The organism is Ruegeria sp. CDSA246 (assembly GCF_059611225.1).
In genome coordinates, this window is the sequence record NZ_JBXWPD010000006.1 from 123150 (window position 1) to 147075 (window position 23926).

Here is a 23926-nt window from a genome sequence, read left to right on the forward strand (position 1 = left end):
AAATGGTAATGCTGCGCTATGCGGTGTATCGCTTTTTTACGATGCTGCTGACTTTGCTGGTGGTGTCGGTTCTGATCTTCGTGATCATCAACCTTCCACCCGGCGATTATCTGAGCAATCAGATCGCGGAATTGCAGGCATCTGGCCAGTCCGCCGGGGTGGCCAAGGCCGAGTTCCTGCGCGCGGAGTACGCTCTGGATCGTCCCGTATGGGAGCAATACTTGATCTGGATGGGCTTCTGGCCCGGTCCGCACGGGTTCGAAGGCCTGCTGCAAGGCAACTACGGCTGGTCCTTTGAATTCGACCGCCCCGTGGCCGAAATCGTTGGTGATACTTTGTGGCTGACGGTTGTGGTCAATCTGGCCGCTATCCTGTTTGTTTACGCCGTTGCCCTGCCGCTGGGTGTCCTCGCTGCAGCAAAATCGCGGACCTGGATCGACTATACGTCGGCCTTTGTTGGCTATCTTGGTCTGGCGACGCCCAATTTCCTGCTGGCGTTGATCCTCTTCTACTACGGCCACCGTTACTTCAACCTGCCTATCGGCGGCCTGATGGACCCATCGTTCGAAGGCCAGCCCATGAGCTGGGAAAAGTTGAAGTCCATTCTTGTCCACCTGATCGTGCCGACCTTTGTCATTGGCACATCTGGCGCATCAGCCATGATGCAGCGCCTGCGTGCGAACATGCTGGATGAACTGGGCAAACCTTATGTGGAAACGGCCATTGCCAAGGGTATGGCGCCATCGCGAATGCTGACAAAGTATCCGCTGCGCGTGGCGTTCAACCCTTTTGTTGCAGATATCGGGAACCTGCTGCCGTCGATGGTATCCGGATCGGTTCTGGTGTCGGTCGTGCTTGGCCTGCAAACCATCGGCCCGACCTTGCTGACCGCACTCAAAACCCAGGACCAATTTCTGTCTGCCTTCATTTTGATGTTCGTGGCCTTGCTGACACTGATCGGCACCATGATCTCTGATATCTTGCTGGTCATGCTGGACCCGCGTATTCGATACGAGGGGCGTGAAGCGTGACCAAACACACCGACGGTCGCTTTGTCGACGATGCACCTTTCGACGCGGATGCCGCCCTGCAACAGTTAGAGCGCGCCGATCTGGACGCACCCAACTGGGTTCTGGTCTGGCGGAAATTCAAAACCCATAAGCTGGGTTTGATTTCAGGCGTCTTCCTGCTGTTCTGCTACCTGATGCTGCCCTTCGCTGGATTCATCGCCCCCTACGGTCCGAATGAACGAAACGGCGAACACCTTTACGCCCCACCACAAAGCATCAATTGGTTCCACGATGGCTCCTTCATCGGCCCGCATGTCTATCCGATCGTGGCCGAAGCTGATCTTGAGACCTTTCAGTGGAAATTCGTGCCCGACACAGAAGACCCTCGCCCGATCCGCTTTTTCTGCGAGGGGACCGAGTACAGGCTTGCTGGGCTTGTAAAATCGGACACCCACCTGTTCTGCGCGCCAGAGGGCGCGACACTGTTCCTTTGGGGATCCGATCGTCTGGGCCGCGATGTGTTCAGCCGCATTCTATACGGTGCGCAGCTGTCGCTGACTGTCGGCTTGATCGGCATTTCGGTATCGTTCACCCTTGGCATCTTTTTTGGATCAATCGCGGGGTATTTCGGCGGCAAGATCGATTGGGTCATCAACCGCGTGATCGAGGTTTTGCGCTCGCTACCTGAACTGCCGCTGTGGCTTGCTCTATCGGCAGCGGTGCCCTCAAACTGGAGCCCGGTTGCTGTTTTCTTCATCATCTCGATCATCCTCGGGATTCTCGATTGGCCCGGCCTCGCCCGTTCGGTACGCGCAAAATTCCTGTCCCTCAGGGAAGAAGAATACGTCCGCGCCGCCGAGATGATGGGTGCAAGCTCGGGCCGTGTCATCCGTAAGCACTTGCTGCCGAACTTTATGTCTCACCTGATTGCCTCGGCCACATTGTCAATACCGGCCATGATCCTCGGGGAAACCGCGCTCAGCTTCCTGGGTCTTGGCCTGCGGGCCCCGGCCGTCAGTTGGGGTGTGATGTTGAACGATGCGCAGAACCTGGCCTCGATCGAGATATACCCCTGGACGGCAATCCCGATGCTACCGATTATCGTGATCGTGCTGGCCTTCAATTTCCTGGGTGACGGGCTGCGTGACAGTCTGGATCCATACCAGCAATGAGCTTGATTTCAGCCCTTCCTGCAACTGACGGATACCGCAAAACGGGCGCCGGGGCTTGGTCCAGCGTCTACGCGGTATCTGAATTGGCGACGGCAACCTTCGGCGCGGTGGGTCAGGAACTGGCTCGTCTGATGACGGCGCTGAACCTGTCGCCCAGTGCCCCGGATGTGTCTGTGGATCACCGGCTGGCCTCGCTTTGGTACCAATATTCCTTCAAGCCCAATGGTTGGGAGATGCCCAACCTCTGGGATGCGGTCGCGGGCGATTACCAGACTGCGGATGGTTGGATCAGGTTGCACACCAATCTGCCCCGCCACCGGGTGGCGGCACTTAAGGTCCTTGAGGTCAAAGCAGATCGAGACGCGGTCTCTCAGGCGGTGCGGCAATGGTCCGCCAGCGAGCTGGAATCGGCAATCGTGGCCCAGGGTGGCGTTTCCGCAGCCATGCGCAGCCGAGCAGTGTGGTTAGAGCATCCGCAAGGTAGGGCCGTGTCACGCGATCCACTAATCGGTTGGCACAGCCCGCGACAGATCAAACTGCGACACCGATCCGAGGCCACGGCTGAGCGCCCTTTGGCAGGACTGCGCGTCCTCGACCTGACACGCGTGCTGGCTGGGCCCGTCTCAACGCGAACCCTCGCCGGTTTTGGCGCTGACGTTCTGCGTGTCGACCCACCCTGTTGGGACGAGCCCGGTGTCATACCCGATATCTCTTTGGGTAAATCCTGCACTTACCTCGATCTGAAATCGCCCTCAGGTTTGGAAAAGCTGTACGAGTTGCTGTCTCAGGCCGATGTGTTCGTCCACGGGTATCGCCCCGGTGCTTTGGATGCGCTCGGCCTGACTAGGGCCAAGCGCGATGAACTGGCCCCTAACCGGGTCGAAGTCACTCTCGACGCTTATGGCTGGCAAGGTCCTTGGGCTGCGCGGCGCGGGTTCGACAGCCTTGTCCAGATGAGCGCAGGCATCGCGGATGCAGGCCGTGACTGGGCGAATGCGGACAAACCAACTCCGTTGCCGGTTCAGGCGCTGGATCATGCAACCGGCTATCTGATGGCCGCCGCTGTGCTATCCGCCTTGGCTGAGGCCGCCTCGGGGAATGCGATCATGCTGGGCCAGCTCTCTCTCGCGCGCACGGCCGAGTTGTTGGCCATTCTCGGCAAGTCCGACACGAAAGAGGTCATCACCGGTGCCAGTCCGTCAGACTACAGCCAAGCTCTCGAAGAATCTGGCTGGGGCGCCGGTCACCGCCTGAAACCTGCTCTGACCGTTGGCGAGGCCAAGATGTTCTGGGACAAGCCTGCACCTAAACTAGGCACGTCGGCTCCGGTCTGGGCCACGGCCATCACCTGAGCCAACCGCCGCGCGGTACGCGCGGCCCGGCCCAACGCTTTGGGTCACGTCTCGCCAGAGACGTTACCCAAAGGGGCGGGAGACCCCCTCAGCGATCATCACCACCCGGGCCGATATCGTCCAAATAGTCCTCGTCAATCGCAGCCTGCACAGCACCAGTGACAGCCTCTCGCTGCTTCGGCGTCAGATCTTCCGACTCCTTGCCCTCGGCCAACCGTACCGTGACTTCACGGTGCGCGAACTTGATGCCTTCGCGGGCGAACAATTCCCGGATGTCCTGATAGACTTTCTTGCGCACAAGCCATTGATCGCCCGGTTTGGTCATGAACTTGACCCGAATGATCATCGCAGAGTCTTGCATTTCGATCACGCCCTGCGACTTCAGCGGTTGGATAAAGTTGTCGCCGATCACCGGGTCGCTCAACAACTCTTGACCCAACTTCTTGATCAGCTTGCGCACCTTCTCGACATCGGTGTCATACGTCACCCGTAACGGCAGTTTCATGATCACCCAGTCGCGTGAATAGTTGGTCAGAACCTTGATCTCACCAAAGGGGATGGTGTTCAGCGCGCCCAGATGGTGACGCAGTTGGAACGACCGAACCGAGATCTTTTCCACCGTTCCCTTCACGTCGCCGATGTCGATGTATTCACCCTTGCGGAACGCGTCATCCATCAGGAAGAACGCCCCCGAAAAGATATCGCGGACCAATGTCTGCGACCCAAAGCCCACGGCCAGGCCCACGACACCAGCACCCGCGAATAGCGGACTGACATTGATACCCAATTCCATCAGGGCAATCAGCGCTATGGTCACAACAACTACGGCCAGAATGGCCCCGCGGAACAAGGGCAACAATGTTGCAAGGCGGCTTTGCCCACCTTCTCCGCCTTCATCGCCCAGCTCAGCCTCACCACCGCCGTCGTCAATCTCCTGCGCGATCTTCGAGTCGATCCCGATGCGGAAGAAATGGAACAGGATGTAACCCATGAAGAGGATCACCATCACGTCCAGCGCCCGCTCGATCGGCAGGTCCTCGCTCCAGCTGGCATCCGGATTCCAGATGACAACCAACGCATACAGACCGACAACAAAAGCCAGAATACCGGCAACCCGCCGCGCCAGATCTTCGTAGGTCAGGATCGAGTGCTTGCGCATCTCGGCCTGCGGCGTTTCGATCGCTTCAACCTCGGCATCCGCCTCATCAGCATCGGCATTCATTGCGTCCAGCTGGCTGTTGCGATTGAAGTACCGTTCCAGAAGATAGTTCATGGCCCCATAGGCAACCACGACCGACATGAAGATAGCATAGCTGCTGGCCACGATCGGGATCGAGTTTTGATTTTCCAGCACCAGGTCGACGGCCAGTTTGAACCAGCTGAACACCATGTAAAGGATCAGCACCGGCGCCCATGCGAACGAGATTAGGCGCAGAATCCACGACACCTGATCCGGTGATCGCCCGCCGCGGATAGCGTTCGAGATGGCGCGGGCGTTGAACAGGATCATCAGGACATTGCCGATCGCACCAAACATGGTCAGGCCGCCATAGACCAAGGCGTAGACGTTATAGTTCAGCCCAAAATCAGCGACCCAAGTGGCAAAAAGCACCACGGTAATGTCGTAGGTCGCCAGCGCCGAAGCCCAGATATACAGGCGTTTGGCGTCACGATCCGAGAAAGGCGGCAAGCGATATTGGCTCAGATACGGGGATAGAACCATGCGCCACAGATCAGACACCGTACGCGACAGGAAGAAGGCGGTAAAAATTGCTGTGACCGTGAACTGGATCGAGATGTCCTCAGCCTCGCCGAAAAACACGAAACCGACGATAAGCGCCATCACCATGGCAAAAATCGTGGCGCCTATCCCCATCAGGAACCGGAACACCAAAAACGGCATCTTCTCGCGATAGCCTTGCGGATCTTCCTTGGATCGCGCGACGACGATTCGCTTTGCGATACGCTTGCCGTAGATTTCAATCGACAACCATCGTCCGATCAAAAGGAAGAGAACGTTCCAGAACAGGACCTCGACATAGGTCTGTATTCGACCATCCGGGCTGGTCTGACGCAGGATGTATTGCACCTCGAAGATCGAATAAGGCAGCGCCTGAAGCCGTGAATTCATCGAGTCGCGAAACCTCGAAAACCGCTCCTGCGCTTTCATAAGCTGCGAACCGTCGCCCATCGGATCCCCGGGTGCAGCCTCGGGGGTGGAACTATTTTGCGCGCCGGAGGACACGATTTGCCCGGCGCTGTCGATGACGATCACACTGGCACCGGCTTCGGTCGCGGAACGTATCGCCGTAGCCAGATCGCTTTCGCTGGCTGTTTCCGAGCTGCTGCCCCCGGCTGAGGGATACCCCGGTATCAGAGAGGTCTGCGCAACTGCACCGGTGACCAGCGCCAGAGTAAGGGACCAGATTACAAACGTTAATCCAGCCGGCAATGTTCGTGTCATCGGATATTTTTCCAGTTCGCCATTCGTAACACAGGTTATCGAAGCCCGGTGACGGGTTCAAATATTCAACCTCCGCAGCCTCAACATCGTGTCAGGCCGTGTTCCCCGCACCATGCTGTGAACAGAAGTGTTTGCAACCCGGAAAAAACTGAATATGACCAACCTGACGCTGCCATCATGACGGATGGGCAGGAAATTTGATATAGAACAGGGCGCAGATGCGAAACCCACGGCTAAAATCGAAACAAGCCGGTAACGACTGGTAGGATCAGTGATTTTGCACGCGGCTAAAAAAAATATATACGATACGGGTGCAAGCGCGCGGAGTTGCACCAGAACACTGAATTGGGCAAAGGCATGAGCCTAGGAAGACAAAACGATACAACCGGCCGTGCGCCGCGCATCTTGTTCTACAGCCACGATACGTTCGGGTTGGGTCACTTGCGCCGATCCCGTGCACTGGCTGGTGCGATGACGCAGGCTGACCCATCGGCATCAGCGCTGATCCTGACCGGGTCACCCGTGGCCGGGCGGTTCACCTTTCCGCGTCGCGTCGACCACGTGCGTTTGCCAGGAGTGACCAAACGCGCCGATGGATCTTATGCATCCCAGACAATTGGAATGGGCATCGAGGAAGTGACTGAGCTGCGGGCGGGTCTTATCCAGACGGCGGTTCAGCAATTCGATCCTGACGTCCTTATCGTCGACAAGGAACCAACTGGTTTCCGCAGCGAGCTGTTACCCACCCTAGAAAATTTGCTGCGGTACCGCCGCACCAAAATGGTCCTGGGCCTGCGTGACGTTTTGGATGAACCCGAAGTGTTGGCCGCCGAGTGGGAGCGGAAAGAAGCCATTGCGGCGACCGAAAGGTTCTACGACGAAATCTGGGTGTACGGACTGCGCTCAATCTATGATCCGACCGAGGGCCTGCCGCTCAGCGCTGCCGCGCAGTCGCGTATCCATTGGACTGGTTATCTGCGCCGCGATCTCGGGCCGATAGGCGACCCGCCGGAACAACCTTACATCCTGATTACACCGGGCGGCGGCGGTGACGGCAAGGCTATGGTGAACCAGGTTTTGTGCGCCTACGAAAAAGACCCCAACCTGTCACCACGCGCTGTCCTTGTCTACGGCCCCTTTCTGTCGGGCGAGCTGCGGGACGATTTCGAGACCCGCGTTGCTGCGCTGAATGGTCGGGTCACGGCTGTTGGCTTTGAATCGCAGATCGAAACGCTGTTTGCCGGCGCTGCAGGTGTGGTCTGCATGGGCGGTTACAATACGTTCTGCGAGGTGCTCTCGTTCGACAAACGCGCCGTCATCGTTCCACGCACGACACCGCGGCTGGAACAGTGGATCCGCGCCTCACGCGCCGAAGGTCTGGGACTTGTCAGAATGCTGGACGAAAACCGTGACGGGTTAACGGCGGACACGATGATTAAGGCTATTCGCAATCTGCCCGATCAGCCCTTGCCTTCTCAGGCAATCCGCGACGGCCTGCTGGATGGTCTGGACTATGTCACAAGCCGCGTCGACGCGCTGCTTGGTGGGGAACGGGAACGAGCCACCGGATGACTTCAGGAAAACCCAAGCTCGCGGTGCTGGTCAAAGGATGGCCGCGCCTTTCGGAGACGTTTATCGCACAGGAACTGGTCGCCTTGCAGGACGCAGGCCACAGCTTTGACATCTGGTCCCTGCGCCACCCGACCGACACCAAACGTCATCCACTGCATGATCGGTTCAAGGGACAAGTCCACTACCTGCCCGAGTACCTGTATGAAGAACCTGATCGCGTTTGGGCCGCGCGCCACATCGCGCAGACCCTGCCCGGCTATACCGAGGCTTATAAGGTCTGGCGCTCTGATCTGCGGCGCGACCCGACACAGAACCGCATCCGGCGTTTCGGGCAGGCCTGTGTTCTGGCCGCCGAGTTGCCCGGGGAAACGCAGGTGATGTATGCGCATTTCATGCACACGCCGTCGTCGGTCGCACGCTACGCCGCCATCATGCGCGGCCTGCCCTGGAGCTTTTCGGCACACGCCAAAGACATCTGGACGTCACCCGATTGGGAGAAAGCCGAAAAACTGCAGGCCAGCACGCATGGGGCCGCTTTTGGCGCAACCTGTACTGCCATTGGCGCGGAACACTTGCGCAGTTTGGCCGATGATCCGGCGCGGGTCGATCTGATCTATCATGGCTTGGACCTGAACCGTTTTCCCGACCCACCGACCCGCGCAGCTCGGGCACCGGATGGGCGGTTTCACATGCTCTCAGTCGGTCGTCTGGTCGAGAAAAAGGGCTTTGATCGCCTGATCGATGCGTTCGCCACGCTACCCAATTCGCTGGACTGGCACTGGACACATATTGGTGGCGGTGCGCTTGGTGATGCGCTGCGCGAACGGGCTGAGGCCCAAGGTATCGCGGACCGGATCACCTGGAAGGGCGCCTGTGACCAGCCCGAAGTGATCGAGGCGATGCGCGGCTCTGATCTGTTCGTGTTGCCCAGCCGGATCGCGGCTGACGGAGATCGCGACGGGTTGCCAAATGTTCTGATGGAGGCTGCGTCTCAACTGTTGCCGATCCTGTCGACACCGGTTTCCGCCATTCCGGAATTCATAAAAACCGGAACGCATGGCGTTTTGTCCGACGACAACCCGTCCGCACTTGCCAGCGCGATCACCGAAATGGCCGCCGCTCCTGAGCGTACTGCATCTATGGCCAACGCTGCCTATTCCCGCCTGATTGCCGAGTTCCGCATGGACCCCGGCATTGCCCTGTTGTCCAAACGGCTCAGCGCATTGGGCGCGGGCAAAGACTGATGGCCCGCGTCGCCTTTTTCTCACCGATGAAATCTCCGGACAGCCCGGTGCCATCGGGTGACAGGGAAATGGCGCGCAATCTGATCAGGGCGATCGGGGCGCAGGGCGACGAGGTCGATCTCGTATCGGACTTGCGCATTTACGACAAAACGGGCGATCCGGCGGTTCAACAACGTCTCTGTTCTGACGCCGATGCCGAAGCCCGGCGACTGATCGCGGACATGACCCACGACACGGATTTGTGGGTGACGTATCACAACTACTACAAGGCCCCCGATCTGCTGGGCCCTAAAGTGTGCGCCGCTCGGGGCATCCCCTATGTGCAATTGGAAAGTACCCGTGCGACCAGCAGGTTACGCGGCCCATGGTCCGGCTTTGCGCAAGCCGCACATGATGCCTGCGACGCGGCGAACGTCATTTTTTACCACACGGCCAACGATCTAATCACGCTGGAACGTGAAAAATTCGAGGATCAGCGTCTGGTCGAATTGCCGCCCTTTTTGCCAATCTCGAGCCTGCCGCCCGCTTCCTCATGTGACGGGCCGATGCTGACGGTGGGAATGATGCGGCATGGTGACAAACTGGCGTCGTACCAACTGCTGGCGCAGGCGCTGTCGCATTTGAACGGGGATTGGGCTTTGGATATTGCAGGGGATGGACCTGCGCGGGCTGAGATCGAAGACCTTATGACACCGTTTGGCTCCAAGGTCCGGTTTCTGGGGCAACTGGATCGCGACGCCTTGCAAAACATATACGCAAATGCATCCATCTTGGTGTGGCCCGGCGTGAATGAGGCATATGGCATGATTTACCTTGAGGCGCAGGCCAGCGGAGTTCCGGTTGTTGCGCAGAACAGGCCCGGTGTCCGCGATGTTCTGGCGCCGGCCAACTATCCCGAGGTCGAAGCAGGACCCGAAGCGCTTGCCGCCAGGCTACAGACGCTGATTGGCGACCCTGCCCTGCGTCGTTCGCTTGGTACGACAGCCCAGGGATACGTGTCCAACCGCCACCTGATGCCCGCCGCAACCGAACGGTTCTGGCAGGCTGCGCGGCCTTTGATCGGAGGCACCGCATGAGCCAACTTGCTCTTTTGCGTCACGGCCACACCCATTGGAATCGCGCAGGCCGTATTCAGGGCCGCAGTGACATTCCGCTGGACGAGGACGCGCGCACTGAACTGGCCGGTTATGAGCTTCCCGATCCGTGGAACAAGGCCGCGCTCTGGTCCAGCCCCCTGCAGCGCGCCAGCGAAACCGCCGCATTGGTCGCGGGGCGCGAGCCTATCGTGTCCGAAGCCCTGACCGAGATGAACTGGGGCGATTGGGAAGGCAAGCGCGGCGTTGACCTGATTGCAGAAGCAGACAGCGGATATCGCCATATCGAGGATTGGGGCTGGGACTATTGCCCACCAAACGGCGAAAGCCCGGCGGACGTGCGGGCGCGATTGCAACCCTGGCTGGGCAGTTTGCAGGGCGACACCGTCGCCGTGTGTCACATTGGGATCATGCGCGTCATTCTGGCCTCGGCCTGGGGATGGGACTTTGACGGCACCGCCCCATTCAAGATCAAGCGCAACCGCCTTTATGTCATTGATCTGGAGTGTTTTCAGCCTCAGCCCGAACCGGTTCGCCTGCTGCGACAGGGGCCCCGCGAATGAAGGTCATGATTGTTGTCACCCACCTGCTGGGCACCGGGCACCTGAGTCGCGCGTTGACGCTGGGCCGAGCCTTTGTCGCGGATGGGCATGATACCTTCGTGGTCTCTGGCGGGATGCCTGCTCCTCAATTGGACACGTCCGGAATGACGTTGTTGGGACTGCCCCCTTTGCGCTCGGATGGCACTGATTTCACCCGTCTTTTGACACAAGCCGGAACGGTGGCGGATGAGGGGTATTTCGCGGCGCGCAAGACTGCGCTGGTTGAAGCAATTCGCAGCTTTGCACCGGATGTTCTGATCACCGAGCTTTATCCGTTTGGCCGCAGGTCTCTGGCAGGTGAATTTTCAGCCGCGTTGGAGACCGCTCGTGAAATACGCCCGCGCCCGATAATTCTGGGATCGATCCGTGACATTCTGGCACCGCCGTCAAAACCCTCAAAGGCAGAGCGGGCGGAGCAGATTATCGCAGAGCATTACGACGGCATCCTTGTCCATTCGGACCAGAGCGTTGTCCCGTTGAACGTCAGTTGGCCTGTGTCTGAGCAACTGGAGGGCCGCCTGTTTTACACGGGTTTCGTGGCTCCACTGGCCCCAGCACCGCACAAGGATGCAACCGGCAAAGGCGAGGTGCTTGTCAGCGCAGGCGGCGGTTCGGTTGGGCAGCCGATCTTTCGCGCGGCCATCGAGGCCGCCCGAAAGATGTCCAACAGGCACTGGCGCCTGTTGGTCGGCGGACAGGATGCAAAGGCACGCATTACCGAACTGCGGAAGCAAGTGACGGATGCCCCTGTCACTTTGGAACCGGTGCGGCCCGATTTTCGCCAGATGCTGCCCCACGCGGCGGCTTCGGTCAGCATGTGCGGCTACAATACAGCATTGGATATTCTGCAAGCAGGAACCCCTGCAGTGTTCATTCCATTTGATGATGGCAATGAGGTCGAGCAGAGCCTCCGCGCCCGCACCCTTGCGGAAATGCCCGCCATAGATATCATCTCAAGCAAAGAATTGAACGGAGATCTACTGGCCCAGGCCGTGGGCCGCGTGATTTCATCGGAAACTCGTCCGGTCTCAGATCAGGGGTTCGATGGCGCAGCGCAATCCGTACGCATCGCCAAAGGACTTTTGGAGCGCCGCAGATGAGTGTTGACTGGCGCAGTTTGTCGGATGAGTTGGATATCTGGCTTCAACAAGGACTGGCACTGCCTTTGTGGTGGCGCGACGATGATGCGGTTTCCACAACGCCGCAGCTTGATCGCTTGACCGCGATGTCAGACCACCTTGAGGTGCCCGTTCATCTGGCGATCATCCCCCGCGATGCCCAAGACACGCTGATCGAGTATGTAACTGCCCAGCCAAACTTGATCCCGGTCGTGCACGGTTGGGCCCATCAGAACCACGCACCACCGGATGAAAAGAAATCCGAATTCCGCCTGCACCGGCCCATGGACGATATCACTGGGGATATCGGTTCAGGGATATCGCGGCTGCGCACCCTGTTTGCAGATCGATTGTGCCCGATGTTCGTGCCGCCATGGAACCGCATAGCGCCAGAGGTGGTTCAGGAATTGCCCGCAGCGGGGTATCGTATCTTATCGACCGCCACGCCACGGTCCAGCCCGCAGGCAGCGCCCGGATTGGCCCAGATCAACACGCATCTGGATCCAATCGACTGGCGCGGATCACGCGGACTGGCCGACCCGGACATGTTGATCGCCAAAACCACTCTGCTGCTGCAAGATCGCCGCGAGGGTCGCGCGGACAACGCCGAGCCCTTTGGCATCTTGACCCACCATCTGGTTCATGATGAGGATATCTGGGCCTTTACCCACGACCTGCTGCACCGGCTGCTGAACGGGCCGGGCTTTGTCTGGTCAGCCCCCCAAGCCGATTGAAAACGGAGATCTGAATGAGCCGACTGGATTCCATGCTGCGCCGCCTGACCGCACAACGTGACGGTTTGAATTGGGCGGTAGATCAGATCTCGGGTATGGCAGGCGACGTGCTGGATATGGGCCTTGGAAACGGGCGCACTTATGATCACCTGCGGGAAATTCTGCCGGATCGGAGGATCTGGGTCATGGACCGCGTGCTGCAGTGCCATCCGTCCAGCACACCGCCAGCGGAAGATTTTTTGCAAGGTGAGGCCGAGCTGATGCTGCAGAAGCTGGCAGAAGGTGGACCCAGGATCGCTTTCGGTCACTACGATTTCGGGCGGGGTGTCAAGGAAGAAGACGTTGCCGAAGCCGCGCGCCTCAGCCCTCTGATTGCGCAGGTGATGTTGCCCGGTGGTCTGCTAATCTCGGGCCAACCTTTGGTTGGCTTTGAACAGATAAGCGGCCCGGACACCATCGCGCCGGACCGTTACTTGTTCTACAGGGCCTGATCAGGCTACGCGCCGTCCGCGCGACCAAACGCCATTCAACGCAGGGGTGCCTTCGCGCATCCGGAACCGGATGACGTCCGCCCGAGTGCCCGACCGCAACTCACCACGATCATCCAGCCCAACGACCTCTGCCGGTGTCTTTGTCACGGTTTTCAAACCGCGGGCAAAATCACCCCACATCTCGCCCAGTCTCACAGCGGACAGCAACAAAGCGGAGGGCACATAGTCCGAGGACAGTATGTCGAGATGGCCCAGCTGCGCCAGTTCATGCGCAGCGACATTTCCGGAATGCGACCCGCCCCGGATCACATTGGGTGCGCCCATCATCACCTTGATACCATGATCATGACAGGACTGCGCAGCCTCGACCGTGGTCGGGAACTCGGCAAGGGTGATCCCGTGACCGGCCGATACGCGCACCTGCTCGTCCGTCGTGTCATCATGGCTGGCCAGCATCGCACCAAACCGTTTGGCCGCTTTTACCGTCTCAACCTCGTGCAGATCACCATAGCGGTCGCGCATCGCCTTAAGGTCGGCCACGTGTTGCAGAAATCCATCTCCCTCAAGTCCCAGTTTGCCTTTCAGATACGCTTCCAGTTTCGACATATCGCGGAACTGCCGTTGTCCGGGCGTGTGATCCATGAGGGAGACCAGACCAACACGGTCTTCGGGCCCAAATTCGTTTAATTCTTCGGCAAGGGTTTCCGAGCAGACCTCGGCCCGCAAATGCAGAAAATGGCTGATCTTCAATGCATCCTGTTCCCGCAACTGCCACAGCTCATGCGACAGACCGCGCGCGTATTTGACATAGCGCTGCCCGGACGGGATCGAGCCTATCCGCATCGCGTCGAATACGGTCGTGATCCCGGTACTGGCCAGTTCGGCATCATGGGCCAGAATAGCGGCTGCATGAGGCCAGTCGACCTTGGGTCGCGGCTGAATGTGGCGCTCAAGATTATCGGTGTGCAGTTCGACCAGACCGGGGCAGACATAATCGCCTTCGCAGTCAATTGCACCAGCGGGAACAGTTGCGCCGGTCGCGACCTCGGCAATCGTATCCCCCACAAACCGAAGGCTGCCCACGACCGTCTCATCGGGAAGAACAAGCGTGGCATTGGCAAGTATCATTTCTTCTGTCATCTGAACTTCACAAGGTTTGAGCTATTGGAAAGGCCACGCATAGGAGGCCAATGTGACATTCACGCGATACGCGATCTATTTTGCGCCACCGGCTCAGGCCGAATGGACAATCTTTGCGACCCAATGGTTGGGCTGGGACATGGAAGCCGGAACTGAAGTTGCGCATCCTGTCATTGACGGCGTGGACGTCGCAGCCTCGACCGATGTTCCGCGCAAATACGGTCTTCACGCGACGTTGAAGCCGCCGTTTCGCCTGAACAAGGGGCAATCTCTGACCGACTTGCAAGATACCTGCAAACGGTTGGCCGGAACGCAACCGCCCGTCACGCTGGACGGGTTCGAGATCGCCCGGCTGGGTCGTTTTCTGGCCCTGCGGCCGGTAGGTAATACCGACGTACTGAACGCGCTTGCAGCGGCTTGCGTCCGCGAGCCTGACAGCTTCCGCGCCCCCGCGCCCGCCGCGGAACTGGACCGCCGACGTGCCTCGGGCTTGACGCCGGAACAGGACGCCAACCTGCTGCGTTGGGGTTACCCTTACGTGATGGACACGTTCCGCTTTCACATCACCCTTAGCGGAAAACTGGACAAACCCACGCTGAAAACCGTGCAGGTCGCATTGGAGAACCATCTGGTTCCCCTGCTGCCCGCCCCCTGTCAGATCAAGGATTTGGCGCTTATGGGCGAAGCCGAAGATGGGAGGTTTCATCTGATCCATCGCTACGCCCTTTCCGGTTGAAGTCCGGCAAGGATCGCATCAATCGTGACTTCCAGCGGCCCGGAGTTATCAATTTCGATCACGCGGTTCAGCCCGTCGGGCAAGGGCATACCAGCCCGTCCCAAACGACGCGCCTGATCAGAGGTGCTTTCCCGCCCACGCGCGAAGAGGCGCTGCGCCAGCACCTCAGGGTCCGCTGTCAGCGAAATCACGATCAGGTCGCCAAAAACCACCTGCGCGTTCAACAAAACCGAACGGGACAGATTGACCAACAGCGCATTCGCCGTTTGCCGTTGGTCTTCGATTTCAATCGGGATGCCGTAGTGCAGTCCATGCGCGCTCCAGTGCAACGCAAAGGCTCTGTCCAGCATCATCTGCTCGAAGATTTCAATCGACACCCGGTCGAAATCTTCGCCTTCTTCGCCTTCGGGGCGGGTTATCACCCGGCGAACCCGCAGGATACCTGGCGCCGCTGCGACCAACGCCTCCATGACGCTGTCTTTGCCGACACCTGACGGACCAACAACGGCTATGACCGGCGCAAGGCTCACGCGACCATCCCCGGGGTGAATTCAGACACGTTGATCTCGCGATCACAGACCCGGCTGCGCGCTTCGACATCGTGGAAGATGCCAACAATCGCCGCGCCGCGTTCTTTGGCCTCTTCGATCAAAGACAGCACCGTTTCGCGATTTTGCGCATCCAGTGAGGCCGTCGGTTCGTCCAACAGCATCGCAGGGTAATCATGCGCAAACCCACGTGCGATGTTCACCCGCTGCTGCTCACCGCCCGAAAAAGTGGTCGGGCTCAGGCTCCATAGTCTTTCGGGAATGTTCAACCGCCGCAACAAACCCGCCGCCTTGTCCAGCGCCGCTTGCTTGTCGCAGCCAACGGCCAACAGCGGCTCGGCCACCACCTCAAGCGTCGGAACCCTGGGGACCACACGCAAGAACTGACTGACATAGCCGAGCGTCTCGCGCCGCAAAGCCAGAATTTCGCGCGGTTCGGCCTTGGCGACGTCCAGACCACCGACAAGGACCCGGCCTGATGCGGCCAGATAATTTCCATAGACCACCCGCATCAGTGTTGATTTCCCTGCGCCTGAAGCCCCGGTCAGGGCGACGCATTCACCTGCGGCGACATTCAGAGATGCACCCTGCATCACCGGAATTACGGCACTACCCTGATTGTGCAGGGTAAAGCTCTTGCTGACATTGATAAGCTCAATCATAGCACTTCATCTTTTTCCAAATACTCAAACCTGCAGAACGCTGGACACGAGCAACTGCGTGTAGGCATGTTGCGGATCGTCCAGAACCTGATCGGTCAACCCGGCCTCGACTACATGACCGCTTTTCATGACCATCAGTCGATCCGCCAACAGGCGCACGACGGCGAGGTCATGGGTAACGATGATCGCGCTCAACCCCATCTCACGCACCAAACCACGCAGCAGATCCAGCAAACGCGCCTGAACGGAAACATCCAGTCCGCCGGTCGGTTCATCCATGAACACCAGGCGCGGCCCTGTGACCAGATTGCGGGCGATCTGCAACCTCTGCTGCATCCCTCCGGAAAAGGCCGACGGACGGTCGTCCACACGGGATTCTTCAATCTCGACCCGGCCCAACCAGTCGATCGCGCGGTCCCGGATGTCGCCATAGTGACGATCCCCCACCGCCATCAGACGCTCACCAATATTGCCGCCAGCACTGACCGACATCCGCAGGCCATCGCGCGCATGCTGATGCACAAAGGCCCAGTCCGTACGGCTTAGCATCCGGCGTTCCGGTTCGGACATGGTGACTGTATCCACCGGACCATCAGTACGAGTGTCAAAGATCACCTGCCCCGCATCGGGCTCCAGATGACCGGCCATGCAATTCAACAGCGTCGACTTGCCCGATCCGCTTTCACCCACGATCCCCATTACTTCTCCAGGGAAGAGATCAAAACTCACATCCGAGCACCCGATCCGCGCGCCATAGCGCTTTTCGATGCCTTTGACCTGCAATAAGGGGGTCATGCCGCATTCTCCTCGGCCAATCGGCCCTTGTGGCCCGCTTCGCGGCGAGACCGGCAATAATCGGTGTCGGAACAGACGAACATCCGGTTGCCTGCATCATCCATGATCACTTCGTCGAGATAGCTATCCTCTGCCCCACAAAGATCGCATGGGTGATCGGCTTTGGTGGCCTCAAACGGGTAATCCTCGAAATCCAGACTGACGACCTTGGTATGCGGCGGAACCGCGTAAATCCGCTGTTCACGTCCCGCACCAAACAGCTGGATCGCGTCCATCTCCAGTTTTGGATTGTCGAATTTCGGGATCGGCGACGGATCCATCACATAGCGGTCCGACACTTTCACCGGATAGGCATATGCGGTCGAAATCGCCCCGTGCTGGCTGATGTCCTCGTACAGCTTCACATGCATCAGCCCATATTCTTCAAGGCTGTGCATCTTGCGTGTCTCGGTCTCACGCGGTTCCAGAAAGCGCAGAGGTTCCGGGATCGGCACCTGATAAACGATGATCTGGTCCTTGCGCAGCTTCGCCTCGGGGATGCGGTGGCGGGTCTGGATTACCGTGGCCTTTTCGGTTTCCTCGGTCGTTTTCACACCTGCCGTGTTCTCAAAAAACTTGCGGATCGACACAGCATTGGTGGTGTCATCGGCACCCTGATCGATCACTTTAAACGTGTCCTCGGGCGTCAATGTAGCAGCTGAAACCTGCACGCCACCGGTGCCCCAGCCATATGGCATAGGCATTTCACGGCTGGCGAATGGCACCTGATAACCGGGCACAGCCAGACCTTTCAGAATGGCGCGCCGGATCATTCGCTTGGTTTGTTCGTCCAAATATGCGAAGTTATACTCATTCATTTTGATGTATCACTTTGTTTTTGGTGTTTTTGTGGACGTATTTCTGTTGGGCGCACTGTTATTGGCGCTATTGGTGTATCTTTTCTTTCACTCTCGTCATGCGAAGCGACGACGTCGTGCGCAAAAGCGGGATCCAAATGGCGAATGGAGTTCGGTTGGCGCGCGCACGGACTCGCCACCCGGTAGAAACCTGCGACGCCAATAAGGCGGGTTGGTAAAATCCCCAGCGTGGCTTGCCGCCGCGCATATGCGGGCGCTATCCAGTTCATTGATGCCCCCTTTCCTTTGGCTCCGCCATCATTCCGCAGCTTCTTTCGGCTGCATCCGTTCTTCGGCTTCGCGCCGTAGTTTGCGAACAAGTTCCAGCTCGGACTGGAAATCCACGTAGTGCGGCAGCTTGATATGCTCGAGGAAACCCGTCGCCTGAATGTTGTCCGCGTGGCTGAGCACGAATTCCTCGTCCTGCGCGGGTGCGCCCAGATTGTCTTCGCCCAACTCTTCCCAACGCAGGGCGCGATCCACCAAAGCCATCGCGATAGATTTCCGTTCAGACTGACCAAACACCAAACCATAGCCACGGGTGAATTGCGGGGGTTCCGTCTTGGAACCTTTGAACTGGTTCACCGTCTCGCATTCGGTCAATTCGATTTCGCCGATGTCGATGGCGAAACCCAGTTCCGGGATGTCCATTTCCACTGCGACCTTACCGATCCGCAACTCACCGACGAATGCGTGGTTACGGGCGTAACCGCGTTGCGTTGAATAGGCCATGCCCAGTACAAACCCCTCATCCCCGCGGGTCAGGGATTGCAGACGCAGGGGGCGCTTCGACGGAAACTCCATCGGTTCGCGGGTCAGATCACCCGGGGTGGTGTCACTGGCGGGTTCATCCTGAATGATGTCCTCGCCCTTCAGGAACTCAGTGATATGCGGCGTCGCCTCGGTGCGGAGTTGCGCCGTAGGCGCAGCCGGAACCTCACCTTCTGCGGCCAATTTGAAGTCCAGCAGGCGGTGCGTGTAGTCAAAGGTTGGCCCCAGCACCTGCCCACCCGGCGCATCCTTGAACGTGGCCGAAATCCGGCGATCACACGCCATCTCATCAGTCTTAACCGGGTTCGAATAGCCAAATCGCGGCAATGTCGTCCGGTAGGCCCGGATCAGAAAGATCGCTTCGATCAGATCACCGCGCGATTGTTTGATGGCCAGGGCCGCCAAATCGGGGTCGTACAAGGACCCCTCGGCCATCACCCGATTGACCGCCAGACCCAGCTGTTCCCGGATTTGGGCGATGCTCAGTTCGTCAATGTCGGTTGCGCCGCGCCGCTCTTCCGCCAACCAGGCATGTGCGTTTTCGATGGCCGTCTCGCCACCCTTGACTGCAACATACATTGCCTAGGCCTCCACACTGATTTGGGTACTGCGAGGCAGGGCCGCCACCCGGTCGCCGCAAGTAAAAAAGAAGTCACATCCAAGCGGGTACAAAGCCGCGTTGGCCTGCAATGCCGGGGCATCCGGCAAGGATAGCCGCGCAGTGTCTTTGATCCCCGGACCACTTAGAATAGCACCTGCTTGTTGCAGCGCGTCACATTCAACAATCAAGGTGGCCGAGCGATCTGGGTATTCTGCTGTTCCGATGCGGTATGTGCCCAATGGCCCAAGCTGGGTCCATGTCCCAACAGCAAAATCCGCGTCAGCTGCCTGTGACAGGGGCGCTCCGGTGTGAAAGGTCAGCCATGCGCGCACCGCATCGGTGTTGAAGGCGCCAGCCAGATGGACCTTTGTCTCGGGGTCACTCAACGTCAGCAAAAGCGTTCCTGCTGCGATCGACAAGGGGTTCGGCGGCTGCACGCCTTTCAATTCACGGATTTCGCCGGGCCGGGCCATCACGGTCATCGCGGCACGGAACGCATGTGCAGCCTGCACTGGTGCGTTCTGAAATCCACCGGAATACTGGAGCTGTGCCGTCATCAATCTTCTCCCCTTACCAATGTAAAGAACTCGACCTTTGTCGCGGCGGCTTTGGCAGCGCGGTCTGTTCTGGCGGCTTGCATCTGCTTTTTGAGCGGCGCAATCACCTGATCCTGGATCGCATCCGCAGCAGGGGTCTGCATCAGCGCATCAATCAAGGCGGCCGTTTCGGCCTTGGGCTTGGACCGGCCCTGCACGTATCCATGCCCAATCGTTCCGTCCTGCAACACCAGCGAACACCGCGTGACGGTCATTTCGCCAAGATTGAACCGGGCACCCGTGCCACCCGTGCGCCCGCGCACCATGACACCGCCTACTTCGGGGCTGCGCAGCCATTCAAAGTCCGGGCGGTCTTCGTAGCCACCCCAAAGCTTCATCAATGCGCCTTCAGGGGCCCGCGCCAACAGGCTCATCCAATCCTGCCGCGCCGCATTCGAAATATTTGTTTGATCTGCCATCAAAGCCTCTTGGCCGGGTTGTCTATCTGAACTATACAACTAGACAAATATTACATCCCGCCACCACGTCTGGCAATCCGCAACCTTGTGAAGTTTTGGTGACATGAGAAAAACACCCGTTTGGAAAGGCATCGCGCTGAATCTCACATCGGACATTGCAGAGGGTCGGTACGACACCGGCGACCGCCTGCCGACCGAGGCACAACTGGCAGCAAAACACGGGGTCAACCGCCACACGGTACGGCGTGCACTGTCGGATCTGGCGGACCAAGGTCTGGTGCATGCCCGTCGCGGCGCCGGTGTCTTTGTGGCGGCACGTCCGACCGATTATGCCATCGGCAAGCGCGTCCGATACCACAAGAGCATCTCGGCCAGCGGTAAAATCCCCGGCAAAAAGATCCTGACACTCACAACGCGCGCCGCAGATGAAACAGAAGCAGAGGCCCTGGAGATCGCTTCAGGCGATCAGGTGCACGTTTATGATGGGCTGTCTCTGGCGGATGGGCAGCCGATCGGGCTATTCCAAAGTGTCTTTCCCGCGGACCGCTTGCCCGGCATTCTTGAGGCGCTGTCCGAAACACAATCAGTAACGAAAGCTCTTCAGCACTGCGGTGTTAAGGATTACACCCGCGTCTCGACACGCCTGACAGCGCGCGCGGCGACGGCAACACAGGCCCTGCATCTGCGACTGACAGAAGGTGCGCCTGTTCTGTTTTCCGTCGGTATTAACGCAGATCCCAATGGTCTGCCGGTTGAATTCGGGCGAACCGTATTTGCCGGAGATCGGGTCACCCTGACCCTGAACGAGGACTAGGCCGCAGCGCCCTCCCGCCCGTCTTCGACCTCCTGACGGCGGTCATATCCTGTTGGGCATAGCGCCGCGTGAAACGCGGTGCCGCGCCCAAGGCCGCCAGCCTGTATCGGCAAAGCCGATGCAGGTGCGGGCGCGGGAGATTTCAGCTCTTGCCTATTCAAATCGGTTCGTATTTTTCCAGAAATGCCTCGGCGCTCAATGTGCGGAAATCCGGCAGGGCCGCGCGCAGACGGGCATTGTCCCAATCCCACCAGGCCAGGTTCATCATGCGCTCGGCCACGCCAACCGGATACCGGGTACGGATCGGTTTGGCCGTCACACCGCCTACAATTGTATAAGGCGCTACATCCTTGGTGACGACAGACCCCGAGGCAACCACCGCGCCGTGCCCAATGGTCACTTCAGGTTTGATAATCGCCGCATGCCCAATCCAGGTATCATGGCCGATCCGGGCGATGCGGCTGGCGCGATGTTTGAACCAATCCGCGTCATCCTCGGCATCATCCCAGTAATCTGCTGAGCGATACAGGAAGTGATGCAATGACGCCTTTTCCATCGGATGATCTGTCGCACCGATCCGTGTGAAACTGGCGATATTGGCAAACTTGCCGATCTCAGCATTGGCAATGTCACAGGTCCGGTCGCAATACGAATAGTCGCCGAAAGCAGAGTTTACAACGCGGCTTCCCTCACCAATTTCGACAAATTCACCGAAGGAACTACCCGAGATTTGGCAATCAGGATGGATAAACGGTTGGTCAGAACGCAGTCGTGCCATGGTTTTGTGGTCCTTGGTCATGAGTCACGGCAAAAAGAACGACTTTGCCTTTGTGTCCCGAGCTTTGCGTATCTTGCTTGTCTCTCCCTGGATAAGCCGTCGGCGCAGCCAGCCCGAGAACCAGTCCATCAGCATCACCATCAGGATGATCAGAACGATGTAATAGGCGACCTCTTCCCAATCCTTCTGGGTGATGATCGCTTGCGTCAACAACAGACCGATACCACCACCGGTGATCGCACCGACCACCGTGGCGCTGCGGGTGTTGGATTCAAGGAAGTAGAGCAACTGACTTAGCAGCACCGGCGTCACCTGTGGGATCACACCATAACGATAGCGTTGCGGTGCATTGGCCCCTGTGGACTGCACGCCCTCGATCTGTTTCTGGTCCACATTTTCCAGCGCTTCCGAGAAGATTTTGCCGAAGGTTCCGGTATCGGTCACCAGAATGGCCAGCGCGCCGGTGAGTGGACCAGGTCCAAAGGCACGCGCCAACACAACCGTCCAGATCAGCGCGTCCACACCGCGCACAAAGTCAAACACACGGCGCGTCAGGAACCGAATGGATTTTAGCGGGTTGAAATTGCGCGTGGCGAAAAACGCCAAAGGCAATGCGATCATACCCGCGCCTAACGTGCCGAGAAATGCCATCAGGATGGTTTCAAAAATGGCCCAGGCCACGTCCTGATGCCGCCACATCTTGTTGGTCCAGAAGTCATTCAGGATTGCCCCGCCCTCACCCTTTGCGGCGAGGCCCGCCAGTTCCGGGAGGGATTTGCCGTAATAAGGGCTGTCGAGCGTGAACCAGAACAGCTCCCACCCATTGAAATAGCGGAAGACCTCGGACCGGTTGCGTGTCACGGTCAGACGCCCCGCATCCGTTGTAATCGCCATGCGGTTTTTTGAGACGTTGATCCAATCCGGCACCTCGCCTGCGGGCAGTTCAGCCTGAACACCGGCAGAGCGGGTCGGTGTCGCGCGGACGGTGCCATAGCCGGGGATATCGTATTCCACCGTCTCGGGACCAAAGCGGACGATGTGGCCGTCTTCCAGATCAATGACTGTAGTTTCGCCTAAACTCACCCAGCCCGGAGCCTCACCGTCGGGGTAGCGGCCCTTGCGTTCACCTTCGATGGCGGTTGAAACCTCGCCGGTGCGATTGTCACGCGAAACATGCGTTTTGTAGCTGTAGCTGTCTGCAATCAGCGTTTTGCCGTTCTCCCAGTTCGCACGCTCGGCCATTCCAGACACGTCGAAAGCAAAGAACACGTAAATCAGATAGACAAAAACAAGCGCGGGCAATCCAAAGTTGGTCAGCCGTTTGCGGTTGAACAAACGGGCAGCCTCAGCCTTCAACTCATCGGCGGTCAGGTCGGTGGCAAAAGTGCTCATGCCCGTGCTCCTTTCTCGGAACCGTGGGTCAGGCGCTCACGCAGCAGACCCGATATCTGATCGACAACAACAATCGTGACGAACAGCAGAAGGAAGATGGCGGCAGCTTCGTCATAACGCCCCTGCCCCCAGGACATCGCGTTGCGCAGCTCATAACCCAGCCCGCCGGCGCCAACAAAACCCAGAATGGCCGAGGCGCGAATGTTGATCTCGAACCGAAGCAGCGCATAGCTGACATAGTTCGGTCCAACCTGTGGGATCACGCCAAGATACATCCGCTGAGACCAGTTCGCGCCGACCGAATGAAGCCCCTCGACCGGTTTCAGCGAGGCATTTTCGTTCACTTCCGAGAAAAGCTTCCCCAACGCGCCTGCCGTATGGATTGCGATGGCAATCATTGCGGGCACCGGACCACCGCCCAGCACAAAGATCAAAACCAAAGCGATAACGATTTCAGGCACCGCGCGAAAAATATCAGCGATGCGGCGAAACAGCGGGATAAGCGAGGGCCACAATGCCATGCCACGCGTGGACATCAGCGCCAGAAACGTCCCAGCGATGGCCCCTATCAGCGTCGAAGCCGCAGCGATATTGAGTGTCTCGACCAGAGCCGGGAAAAACTTCACAAGGTTCTCCGGCATCGCGCCGATCTTTTCCCATGCTTCCGACAGAACCTCGGTCGGGTAGTCGAGGATACGGTGCCAGCCGTCGACAAAGCTGCCGGCATTGCGGTCGTCTGCAGTACGGAAACCCGCGGCCATCATCGCCACGAATACGATCAGAAGGATACCACCATAGACCCTCTTGCGTCGTGTCATCTCGGAATAGTCGGCCCGGATCTGGTCGACGCTGGGGGACCCTACGGTCAGGTCTGTCATGGAATGCTCCTGAGTGGCAAAAAGAGGTCCGGTTTGCCACCGGACCC

26 protein-coding genes are annotated in these 23926 nt (G+C 58.7%); 12 read left to right on the forward strand and 14 right to left on the reverse strand.

Going from position 1 to position 23926, the window contains the following annotated elements; all coding sequences use genetic code 11:
- Positions 1 to 2 precede the first annotated feature (2 nt).
- The 3 genes from AC2FI9_RS09270 to AC2FI9_RS09280 are packed head-to-tail and all read left to right on the forward strand — an operon-like array spanning position 3 to position 3534.
- Entirely contained in the window at positions 3 to 1031 is a 1029-nt protein-coding gene (locus AC2FI9_RS09270) for an ABC transporter permease (RefSeq protein WP_170561146.1), read from the forward strand.
- The gene (locus AC2FI9_RS09275; RefSeq protein ID WP_496767134.1) at positions 1028 to 2182 is read left to right on the forward strand and encodes an ABC transporter permease; all 1155 of its coding nucleotides are present in this window, start codon (positions 1028 to 1030) and stop codon (positions 2180 to 2182) included. The genes AC2FI9_RS09270 and AC2FI9_RS09275 overlap by 4 nt, the downstream gene beginning before the upstream one ends.
- Positions 2179 to 3534, forward strand: a complete 1356-nt coding sequence (locus AC2FI9_RS09280; RefSeq protein ID WP_496767135.1) for a CoA transferase — start codon at positions 2179 to 2181, stop codon at positions 3532 to 3534. The genes AC2FI9_RS09275 and AC2FI9_RS09280 overlap by 4 nt, the downstream gene beginning before the upstream one ends.
- An 88-nt stretch (positions 3535 to 3622) precedes the next feature.
- Here AC2FI9_RS09280 and AC2FI9_RS09285 read toward each other — a convergent pair whose 3' ends face one another.
- Entirely contained in the window at positions 3623 to 5998 is a 2376-nt protein-coding gene (locus AC2FI9_RS09285) for a mechanosensitive ion channel domain-containing protein (protein WP_496767136.1), read from the reverse strand.
- Positions 5999 to 6355: 357 nt separating this feature from the next.
- Between AC2FI9_RS09285 and AC2FI9_RS09290 the strand changes: the two genes are divergently transcribed.
- Genes AC2FI9_RS09290 through AC2FI9_RS09320 form a run of 7 tightly spaced genes read left to right on the forward strand, consistent with a single transcriptional unit; the run spans position 6356 to position 12853 of the window.
- Positions 6356 to 7570 carry a glycosyltransferase family protein gene (locus AC2FI9_RS09290; RefSeq protein ID WP_496767137.1) on the forward strand — a complete coding sequence of 405 codons (1215 nt, stop codon included), beginning with the start codon at positions 6356 to 6358 and terminating at the stop codon, positions 7568 to 7570.
- A complete protein-coding gene (locus AC2FI9_RS09295) occupies positions 7567 to 8814 on the forward strand; it encodes a glycosyltransferase family 4 protein (protein ID WP_282152655.1) in 1248 nt (415 codons plus the stop codon). The genes AC2FI9_RS09290 and AC2FI9_RS09295 overlap by 4 nt, the downstream gene beginning before the upstream one ends.
- Positions 8814 to 9890: a glycosyltransferase family 4 protein gene (locus AC2FI9_RS09300; RefSeq protein WP_496767138.1), complete on the forward strand. Its 1077-nt coding sequence runs from the start codon at positions 8814 to 8816 to the stop codon at positions 9888 to 9890. Before AC2FI9_RS09295 ends, AC2FI9_RS09300 begins: the two co-directional genes overlap by 1 nt.
- Positions 9887 to 10471 (forward strand): histidine phosphatase family protein, encoded by a 585-nt coding sequence (locus AC2FI9_RS09305; RefSeq protein WP_496767139.1) that lies wholly within the window; start codon positions 9887 to 9889, stop codon positions 10469 to 10471. The genes AC2FI9_RS09300 and AC2FI9_RS09305 overlap by 4 nt, the downstream gene beginning before the upstream one ends.
- Positions 10468 to 11610, forward strand: coding sequence for a glycosyltransferase family protein (locus AC2FI9_RS09310; RefSeq protein ID WP_496767140.1), 1143 nt, complete (start codon positions 10468 to 10470; stop codon positions 11608 to 11610). The genes AC2FI9_RS09305 and AC2FI9_RS09310 overlap by 4 nt, the downstream gene beginning before the upstream one ends.
- A complete protein-coding gene (locus AC2FI9_RS09315; protein ID WP_496767141.1) occupies positions 11607 to 12362 on the forward strand; it encodes a polysaccharide deacetylase family protein in 756 nt (251 codons plus the stop codon). Before AC2FI9_RS09310 ends, AC2FI9_RS09315 begins: the two co-directional genes overlap by 4 nt.
- 14 nt (positions 12363 to 12376) lie before the next feature.
- Positions 12377 to 12853 (forward strand): class I SAM-dependent methyltransferase, encoded by a 477-nt coding sequence (locus AC2FI9_RS09320; protein WP_496767142.1) that lies wholly within the window; start codon positions 12377 to 12379, stop codon positions 12851 to 12853.
- On the opposite strand, the gene AC2FI9_RS09325 is transcribed toward AC2FI9_RS09320, so the two are convergent.
- Positions 12854 to 13993, reverse strand: a complete 1140-nt coding sequence (locus AC2FI9_RS09325) for an alpha-D-ribose 1-methylphosphonate 5-triphosphate diphosphatase (RefSeq protein WP_496767143.1) — start codon at positions 13991 to 13993, stop codon at positions 12854 to 12856.
- 52 nt (positions 13994 to 14045) lie between these two features.
- On the opposite strand from AC2FI9_RS09325, the gene AC2FI9_RS09330 reads away from it, so the two are divergent.
- Positions 14046 to 14729 carry a DUF1045 domain-containing protein gene (locus AC2FI9_RS09330; protein WP_496767144.1) on the forward strand — a complete coding sequence of 228 codons (684 nt, stop codon included), beginning with the start codon at positions 14046 to 14048 and terminating at the stop codon, positions 14727 to 14729.
- Here the strand turns inward: AC2FI9_RS09330 and AC2FI9_RS09335 are convergent.
- The 8 genes from AC2FI9_RS09335 to phnG are packed head-to-tail and all read right to left on the reverse strand — an operon-like array spanning position 14711 to position 20017.
- Positions 14711 to 15259 (reverse strand): ribose 1,5-bisphosphate phosphokinase PhnN, encoded by a 549-nt coding sequence (locus AC2FI9_RS09335; protein WP_496767145.1) that lies wholly within the window; start codon positions 15257 to 15259, stop codon positions 14711 to 14713. The genes AC2FI9_RS09330 and AC2FI9_RS09335 overlap by 19 nt on opposite strands.
- A complete protein-coding gene (gene phnL / locus AC2FI9_RS09340; RefSeq protein WP_496767146.1) occupies positions 15256 to 15939 on the reverse strand; it encodes a phosphonate C-P lyase system protein PhnL in 684 nt (227 codons plus the stop codon). The genes AC2FI9_RS09335 and phnL overlap by 4 nt, the downstream gene beginning before the upstream one ends.
- 24 nt (positions 15940 to 15963) lie before the next feature.
- Positions 15964 to 16734 carry a phosphonate C-P lyase system protein PhnK gene (phnK, locus tag AC2FI9_RS09345; protein WP_496767147.1) on the reverse strand — a complete coding sequence of 257 codons (771 nt, stop codon included), beginning with the start codon at positions 16732 to 16734 and terminating at the stop codon, positions 15964 to 15966.
- Positions 16731 to 17591: an alpha-D-ribose 1-methylphosphonate 5-phosphate C-P-lyase PhnJ gene (locus AC2FI9_RS09350; RefSeq protein ID WP_496740115.1), complete on the reverse strand. Its 861-nt coding sequence runs from the start codon at positions 17589 to 17591 to the stop codon at positions 16731 to 16733. Before AC2FI9_RS09350 ends, phnK begins: the two co-directional genes overlap by 4 nt.
- Positions 17588 to 17860 (reverse strand): hypothetical protein, encoded by a 273-nt coding sequence (locus AC2FI9_RS09355; RefSeq protein WP_496767148.1) that lies wholly within the window; start codon positions 17858 to 17860, stop codon positions 17588 to 17590. Before AC2FI9_RS09355 ends, AC2FI9_RS09350 begins: the two co-directional genes overlap by 4 nt.
- Positions 17861 to 17888: 28 nt before the next feature.
- Positions 17889 to 18980 (reverse strand): carbon-phosphorus lyase complex subunit, encoded by a 1092-nt coding sequence (locus AC2FI9_RS09360; RefSeq protein WP_496767149.1) that lies wholly within the window; start codon positions 18978 to 18980, stop codon positions 17889 to 17891.
- Between the two features lie 3 nt (positions 18981 to 18983).
- Positions 18984 to 19559, reverse strand: coding sequence for a phosphonate C-P lyase system protein PhnH (phnH, locus tag AC2FI9_RS09365; protein ID WP_496767150.1), 576 nt, complete (start codon positions 19557 to 19559; stop codon positions 18984 to 18986).
- Positions 19559 to 20017: a phosphonate C-P lyase system protein PhnG gene (gene phnG / locus AC2FI9_RS09370; RefSeq protein ID WP_496767151.1), complete on the reverse strand. Its 459-nt coding sequence runs from the start codon at positions 20015 to 20017 to the stop codon at positions 19559 to 19561. The genes phnH and phnG overlap by 1 nt, the downstream gene beginning before the upstream one ends.
- Positions 20018 to 20120: 103 nt before the next feature.
- Between phnG and phnF the strand changes: the two genes are divergently transcribed.
- Entirely contained in the window at positions 20121 to 20831 is a 711-nt protein-coding gene (gene phnF, locus AC2FI9_RS09375; RefSeq protein WP_496767152.1) for a phosphonate metabolism transcriptional regulator PhnF, read from the forward strand.
- On the opposite strand, the gene AC2FI9_RS09380 is transcribed toward phnF, so the two are convergent.
- Genes AC2FI9_RS09380 through phnE (AC2FI9_RS09395) form a run of 4 tightly spaced genes read right to left on the reverse strand, consistent with a single transcriptional unit; the run spans position 20828 to position 23879 of the window.
- The gene (locus tag AC2FI9_RS09380) at positions 20828 to 20992 is read right to left on the reverse strand and encodes a hypothetical protein (RefSeq protein ID WP_496767153.1); all 165 of its coding nucleotides are present in this window, start codon (positions 20990 to 20992) and stop codon (positions 20828 to 20830) included. The genes phnF and AC2FI9_RS09380 overlap by 4 nt on opposite strands.
- Positions 20989 to 21609, reverse strand: coding sequence for an LbetaH domain-containing protein (locus AC2FI9_RS09385; RefSeq protein WP_496767154.1), 621 nt, complete (start codon positions 21607 to 21609; stop codon positions 20989 to 20991). The genes AC2FI9_RS09380 and AC2FI9_RS09385 overlap by 4 nt, the downstream gene beginning before the upstream one ends.
- 24 nt (positions 21610 to 21633) lie before the next feature.
- Complete coding sequence (phnE, locus tag AC2FI9_RS09390) at positions 21634 to 23001, reverse strand: phosphonate ABC transporter, permease protein PhnE (RefSeq protein WP_496767155.1); 1368 nt, start codon at positions 22999 to 23001, stop codon at positions 21634 to 21636.
- Complete coding sequence (gene phnE, locus AC2FI9_RS09395; RefSeq protein ID WP_496767156.1) at positions 22998 to 23879, reverse strand: phosphonate ABC transporter, permease protein PhnE; 882 nt, start codon at positions 23877 to 23879, stop codon at positions 22998 to 23000. The genes phnE (AC2FI9_RS09390) and phnE (AC2FI9_RS09395) overlap by 4 nt, the downstream gene beginning before the upstream one ends.
- Positions 23880 to 23926: the final 47 nt, after the last annotated feature.